The 505-nt window shown below is 28.1% G+C and carries 1 pseudogene; it reads right to left on the bottom strand.

The window, feature by feature from the left end:
* Positions 1–505, bottom strand: a pseudogene (locus EII29_RS12345) (hypothetical protein); the annotation flags it as partial.

Below are 505 nucleotides of genomic sequence, written 5' to 3'. Positions count from 1 at the left end.
GGACTATTTGATAAGCCTTTATCTGTATACTTTCCATTTGCATAATCTTTTAATAATTCTTCTTTGTTATACTTATCTTTCGATTCTAATAAATAAGGACTTTTATCAAGTAGTGCAGGTCCGTTTATTGCCAAGTTTATCTTTAAGTTTTGGTCTAAGTTATACAAATCTTTTACTTCACCTAATATTTTATTTCTTCTTTCCGGAATTGCTTTCCTATATTCTTTAAACTTATTATAAATTTCTTCTGAAATTAATGCACTTTCATATACATAAGTTCCATGGGGGTCACTTATAAGACCTTTTATTTGTTTTAAATTCAAATCAGTACTTCTTATTTCATAAGCACTTTTATAATTATTTCCAATTAATCTAAGTTCCTTTTTATTTATTATATTAGAATGCAAATAATCAGGTTTTCCTATTTTCTTACTGTCAGGTAACACAGGGATAAACAAGCCCGGCATTAACTGTTCTCTTAATGCTGCCTTCCCTATAGGTAAAT

Source organism: Leptotrichia sp. OH3620_COT-345, from assembly GCF_003932895.1.
In the GTDB taxonomy this organism is placed as follows: Bacteria; Fusobacteriota; Fusobacteriia; order Fusobacteriales; family Leptotrichiaceae; genus Pseudoleptotrichia.
This window is presented reverse-complemented; position numbering and strand designations above follow the sequence as displayed.